The sequence below is a fragment of the Sphingobacterium sp. UBA6645 genome (genome assembly GCF_002455685.1).
GTDB lineage: Bacteria > Bacteroidota > Bacteroidia > Sphingobacteriales > Sphingobacteriaceae > Sphingobacterium > Sphingobacterium hotanense.
The window spans coordinates 26,894-33,000 of the sequence record NZ_DKLH01000013.1 but is presented as its reverse complement, the minus strand read 5'-3'; the positions used below and the strand labels follow the sequence as shown (position 1 = coordinate 33,000).

The 6,107-nt window shown below is 42.5% G+C and carries 4 protein-coding genes; 1 reads left to right on the top strand and 3 read right to left on the bottom strand.

Annotated elements, in window-relative coordinates:
- Positions 1 to 179: 179 nt before the first annotated feature.
- Complete coding sequence (locus B2400_RS02460) at positions 180 to 1,955, bottom strand: AMP-dependent synthetase/ligase (RefSeq protein WP_149525584.1); 1,776 nt, start codon at positions 1,953 to 1,955, stop codon at positions 180 to 182.
- Between the two features lie 250 nt (positions 1,956 to 2,205).
- On the opposite strand from B2400_RS02460, the gene B2400_RS02455 reads away from it, so the two are divergent.
- Entirely contained in the window at positions 2,206 to 3,969 is a 1,764-nt protein-coding gene (locus B2400_RS02455; RefSeq protein WP_293930578.1) for an aromatic amino acid hydroxylase, read from the top strand.
- On the opposite strand, the gene B2400_RS02450 is transcribed toward B2400_RS02455, so the two are convergent.
- Positions 3,958 to 4,854, bottom strand: a complete 897-nt coding sequence (locus tag B2400_RS02450) for a flavin reductase family protein (protein ID WP_149525586.1) — start codon at positions 4,852 to 4,854, stop codon at positions 3,958 to 3,960. The two genes, B2400_RS02455 and B2400_RS02450, sit on opposite strands and share 12 nt — an antisense overlap.
- A 19-nt stretch (positions 4,855 to 4,873) precedes the next feature.
- Entirely contained in the window at positions 4,874 to 5,854 is a 981-nt protein-coding gene (locus B2400_RS02445; RefSeq protein WP_293930576.1) for a fumarylacetoacetate hydrolase family protein, read from the bottom strand.
- Between the last annotated feature and the right edge of the window lie 253 nt (positions 5,855 to 6,107).

Sequence of the window (6,107 nt, the reverse complement as noted above, 5' to 3'; positions counted from 1 at the left end):
AATCGGAAAGATTTTGTTCGTGCTTGTTGATGTAAGATAAGAAATCTTTCATGTTTCCATTGAATCGCGGATAGGGATAAAAGTTCTTTCGGCCCTTAAAACTTACAAAACAGAAAAAACGAAGAGCCCCATCAACTAATGGGGCTCTTCATGTAACACGCGCAGGGTAAAATTACTTGTTACTCTGCTGTATGATAAAGATCTTCGAACTCTTTTTTATATTTTTCGAGAATTACCTTTCTTTTCATTTTCAAAGTAGGAGTCAATTCTCCATCTTCAATTGTAAATTCATTTGCTAGAATAATCGGGCGCTTAATCTGCTCCCAATTTCCGAAATGTTTATTCGCCAATTGTACTTCTTTATTGATTTTTCTGACCACCTTATCCTGTTTCAAGAACTGATCTTTCGGCAGATCACGTAGCTCTGGTGCTTCAGATTTACTCCAGTCTATCAAATGCGCATAATTCGGAACGATATAGGCCGAAGCGAATTTCTGTCCATCACCTATTACCATAGCTTGTTCGATGTAGTTTGATTCTAACAGCTTCTTTTCGATCGGCTGTGGGATTACGTACTTACCGCCGGAAATCTTGAACATTTCCTTTTTACGATCGATGATCTTTAAGAAACGACCCTCTTCCCAAGTTCCGATATCACCGGTATGCAACCAGCCATTGATAATCGTCTTATCTGTCTCTTCTTTATTTTTGTAATAGCCCTGCATAACGTTAGGACCTTTCACTAGGATTTCACCATCTTCGGCTAGCTTAATTTCCACATATTTTACAGGAAGACCTACGGTGCCCACACGGGTTCCTTTGATATAGTGATTCACAGAAATCAGTGGAGAGGCTTCGGTCATTCCATAGCCCTCATATAGGGGGATGCCTGCGGCTAAAAATACACGCGCAAGCTTGGCTTGTAGAGAGGCACTGCCCGACGCTACAGTCATCAACTGGCCGCCTAATGCTTCATACCATTTATCTAAAACTAACTTCTTAGCAAGTTTCAGTTTGATATTATATCCAAAGCTTCTTTTCTTTGGGTCTGGATCATAATCTTCCGCAACTTTTACCGCCCAATCGAAGATATTACGCTTCATGCCGGTCAGCTCAAGGCCTGTTTTCATGATCTTTTCATAGACTTTCTCAAGAATTCTAGGCACGGCTGTCATGATATGTGGCTGCACTTCCTTAATGTTCTGGCCTATTTTGTCTAATGATTCCGCAATATGAGTTGTAATACCGATATAGAGATAGGTATAGATGACCATACGCTCATAGGCATGGCAGGGAGGAAGAAAGGTAAGGGAGCGATGGTATGCCTGGCACGGAGTAATTTCACGAGCGGCTTCCACGTTGGCCATGATGTTGTTATGCGTTAGCATCACACCCTTAGGTTTGCCGGTCGTTCCTGATGTATAAATCAGAGTCGCAAGATCTTCTGGTTTTACAGCATCGCGAAGGAGCTCTAATTGTTCGTCAGAAATCTTTTCTCCTAGGGTCTTCAGTTCGTCCCAATGCCTAACATTCTCCTGTTTCTCCATCGCAAACACGTATTTTAAGGTGTAGATGGAGTCTTTTAATGAGAGAATTCGATTATAAAGGGATTTGTTGCTTACGATACAAAGTTTGATCTCTGCATCGTTGAAGATGAATTGATAATCAGCATCCGTGATATTAGGGTAAATGGCAACGGTTACTGCACCAATCTGCTGAATCGCAAAGTCTACAATATGCCATTCCACACTACTATCCGCAATAAGGCCTACTTTTTCACTTGGCTTAACGCCTAATTCAATAAGCCCCTTAGCGATTGCATTTACTTCCGTTAAAAATTGTTCGGTTTTTATTGGCTTCCATTCACCTTCCTTTTTATGCGAGAAAATATCAAGGTTTGGAAATAGTTCGACCTGTCTAAACGCTAGATCGAACAGTCTAAGTTTTTCATCCATTTCAATTCAAATTACCAGTCTTTTTTAGGGACTGACTTCCTCCTCATTTAAACATCGACTAAGAGGAGAAGTTTGCAAAAATAAAAAAATGTTGGTTTATAAAGGGTTGAATTTTATGAAATTGTTAAGTTTTCAATTAAAACGATTGTAAGGATAATCCTGCCTGACATTTAACTCGTTTGTTTTTAGACCAACTAATATTCGTTGTGATTAACAATTAAAATAATTATGTTTGTTAAAACGGTTATAAATGAATCATTATGATAATCCGGTAGTTGCTCAGCTACCTAAGCATTTGTTAAAATACATTGTTCCGCAAGACTATTCCAGATATACAGCGATTGACCAGGCGGTATGGCGCTATGTTATGCGCCAGAACTACGCTTATTTGCGTAAGATAGCTTACTACCCATACATACCAGGGTTGACGAAGGCAGGCCTTAGCATTGAGGAAGTTCCGAACCTGCAGTCGATGAACGATGCGTTGAAAAAAATAGGTTGGGGAGCCGTCACTGTTGATGGATTTATTCCGCCTTCGGCATTCATGGAGTTTCAAGCACATCGTGTTTTGGTGATTGCGGCGGATATCCGTAGTATAGATCATATCTCTTATACGCCAGCTCCAGATATCATCCATGAGTCTTCTGGGCATGCGCCAATTATCGGAGAGCCGGAATATGCCGACTATCTGCAGTATTTCGGATCCGTCGGTACCAAAGCTTTAAGTTCTGGGAAAGACATGGAACTGTATGAGGCGATTCGAGAGTTATCCATCGTGAAAGAGAAGGAAGGGGCCTCGCAGGAAGAAATTGATGCTGCAGAGTCTAAGTTTGAGGCAATCTCGAAAAATATGGGCGAGCCTTCGGAGATGGCTTTATTAAGTCGCTTACATTGGTGGACAGTGGAGTATGGCTTGATAGGAACCCTGGAAGAGCCAAAAATATATGGAGCGGGCTTACTTTCTTCAATCGGTGAAAGCGCGAATTGTATGCGCCCGGAAGTGAGTAAGCTTCCTTATACTATAGATGCGATCAATTATGCATATGATATTACGCAGCCTCAACCCCAATTGTTTGTAACAGCAGATTTTCATCAGGTTTACGATGTATTAGATGAATTTGCGAATCAAATGGCTTTCCGCGTAGGCGGGAAAGAGAGCGTTGATAAAGCGATCGATAGCCGCACGGTTTGTACCGTGGTATATAGTTCCGGACTGCAGGTTTCGGGCGTATTTGTAGATTTCGCTGATAGTAAAGAACTCATTGGCGTAAAGACGAGCAGTCCCACTTCATTGGCGTTCGAGGACAAGCAGCTAGAGGGGCACGGGAAGAATTATCATAAAGATGGTTTTAGCTCGCCTGTAGGTCTATTAAAAGGGATTTCTAAACCTTTAGAAGACTTTTCGGTACACGAGTTAAGCGAACTCGGAATAGTTCAAGGAAAGCCTGCTGAGTTACATTTTGAATCAGGATTAGAGGTACGCGGCCTTGTTGATGCGCTGACTTTTCGGAATGACCGATTATTGATAATTTCGTTCAGCGATTGTACGGTGAAGGATGCATCGGGCAAAGTTTATTTTCAACCCGAATGGGGAACTTATGATATGGCCGTCGGTCATAAAATAGTGTCTGTTTTTGCTGGTGCCGCAGATAAGGATGCCTATGAAGGTGCAGGGACCGGTACAGGTGAGCCAATTGCTGCAGGCGTCTATTCGGACCGCGTTAAAGCTTTGCAAGAGGTATATCAGTCTATTCGCGATGTGCGCGAAGCGGAAGGTGATGTGGATACCTTGGTCAAGAAATTGGCAGGTTTAGATGCGAATTTTTCGGATACCTGGTTAGCAGCGATGGAGATTTTAGAAATCGCTTTAGATCGCGAAAAACAAGACTTGGCAATAGATGCAGAAGGCTATTTGAGGATGATGAAAACAAAACATCCTGAATTAGATAAACTTATTCAGGATGGTATACGCTTGGCGAAAGACAGGAATATCAGTCTGACGTTATGCCAGTAATAATACCTGCCAAGCGAAGTCTATTTCGTCTTGGTCAAGAAGCTGGGCTGCATATCGATGCAGCTCATTTGTTAATTGAACCTTATCATTTTCCCACATGGTTAGCAATTGCTGCACGTGAGAATCATTTCTTGCCAGATCAGTTTCCTCTGGAAGTGCTTCGATATTCGCTAAAAGACCTAGTTGATTGCCCGTTAATATGCTGGAAAGTCTGATGTGTTCGGGTAGCTGGTCCACGCCGATTCCAAGTTTCCTCAATGGTTTTGGTACTTCGAACAGGTTTTCTTCGGTTACCCGACAATACCAATCTCCGCCCAAGCGCGCAACAAGATCCAGATCTGCCTGGTTGACTAGATCATTCTCGTCAAGAAGATGGCTTTTTACATGCATGCAAACGACTTCGGCGATAACTAAATTGCCGGCTCCACCGTCCTCTGCCAGCGGGATGACTTGGCGTACTTTGCATTCCAACTGTATCGGCGATTCCGCGACACGCGGTGGTTTAATATGTTGTGAAGGAATAGGGGTGAGCCCTGATTTTTCAAATTCATTGATGCCCTTTGCATATTCCGTGCTCGCAAGTGATTGTTGTTGCACCATATCGTAGTTTACAATATTGATCACTACTTCCGCAACTTCATTAATATTGTCTAAGGTATGTTTGGTAGAACCATCGCGTACTCGGCGTAGGGGTGAGAATACACAGATCGGCGGGTTTTGCGACATATAATTAAAATAGCTGAATGGGCTCAGGTTTATCTCGCCGGCCGCATCAATTGTACTGGCGAAGCAGATAGGTCGAGGGGCAACAGCATATTTTATCAGGTTGTCGAATACGCGTCCATGTACCGCGGGTTCGAAAGTTTTGGTCTCTAGATTTTGCATATCAATCGCTAGTTTGTTTTTATAGGTTTTTGTCTAAGAGTATGGTGTTTTCAAGCGTTCCTAAAGCGGTAACTTCCATGCGGACGCGATCGCCCGGCTGCAGCCACTGTTCTTCGTAGTTTGGGTCTTTGCGCTTTCCGGTTCCATTAAGCTCTAAAAAACATCCCGTTCCTACGGTTCCGGAGCCTATCACATCGCCAGGGTAGATGGTCACGCCATAGGATATACGTTCGATGATTTCCGCGAAGGTCCAGTTCATGCTCGCCAAACTGCCTGATGACACCTTAACGTCGTTGACAAAGCATTCCATTTGTAAATCGTATAAATCGCCTTGGCGACCAACAGGCTTAGGAATCTTGTAGGCTGCGAGTTCATCTTTTGTTATTAAATATGGTCCAATTACTGTTGCGAAATCCTTTCCCTTCGCTGGGCCAAGATTCAGCTTCATCTCTTCCATTTGCAAGCGCCGAGCACTCAGGTCGTTCATGATCATATAACCGGCGATATAATCATCGGCATCTCCGGCTTTAATGTTTCTACCTTCTTTATTGATAACGATTGCGACTTCCAGTTCGAAATCCATGCGGTCAAAATGATCAGGCATACAGTACACTTCTCCAGGGCCGGCTATAGCGCGATGATTAGAGAAATAGAATACCGGAAATAGATCGAATTCAGGAATCATCTCTAATCCTCGGTTTGCTCGCGAGGTCTCCACGTGTTGCCGAAAGGCATAGGCATCTCTTAAGGATGAGGGTCTCGGCACTGGTGCGAGTAATTCAACTTCGCCGAGCGATAAGCCTGATCCTGCGTCCGGATTGTTTTGTAGATATAGTTGGAATGCTTTATTGAGATTTTCCAGTCCCTCTTTTCCGGAAGCTAGCAATGCTTCCATGTTTTCCGGTAGGTGATTACCGATTTTGGATACCGGTATGATGTAATCTTGATGTACAAAACCTAATGATTCTTGATTATTTTGTCGGTATGTTATGATTTTCATAACGGATGTTGTTCGAAAGTTTAAAATTTACAATTGGTTCTTTTATTTCTTAAGTATTTGAAAATGACTTGTTAAATAAAAGATTTATTCTGTATTCCGACGTAAATATAAAATAAAATGCCGTATATTTGGGTAATAGCAATAACCATTTATGAACATCAGTAGAGCAAATATTGTCTTTCCTCCAAAAGGAATGATGCCTCTTACGAAGGCACTTATTGCTGATGTTGTGTTTGCCCAATACTAATTCCTC

Coding starts and splice junctions, on each gene's coding strand:
- B2400_RS02460 (WP_149525584.1), bottom strand. CDS start 1,955: ATGGATGAAAAACTTAGACTGTTCGATCTAGCGTTTAGACAGGTCGAA.
- B2400_RS02455 (WP_293930578.1), top strand. CDS start 2,206: ATGAATCATTATGATAATCCGGTAGTTGCTCAGCTACCTAAGCATTTG.
- B2400_RS02450 (WP_149525586.1), bottom strand. CDS start 4,854: ATGCAAAATCTAGAGACCAAAACTTTCGAACCCGCGGTACATGGACGC.
- B2400_RS02445 (WP_293930576.1), bottom strand. CDS start 5,854: ATGAAAATCATAACATACCGACAAAATAATCAAGAATCATTAGGTTTT.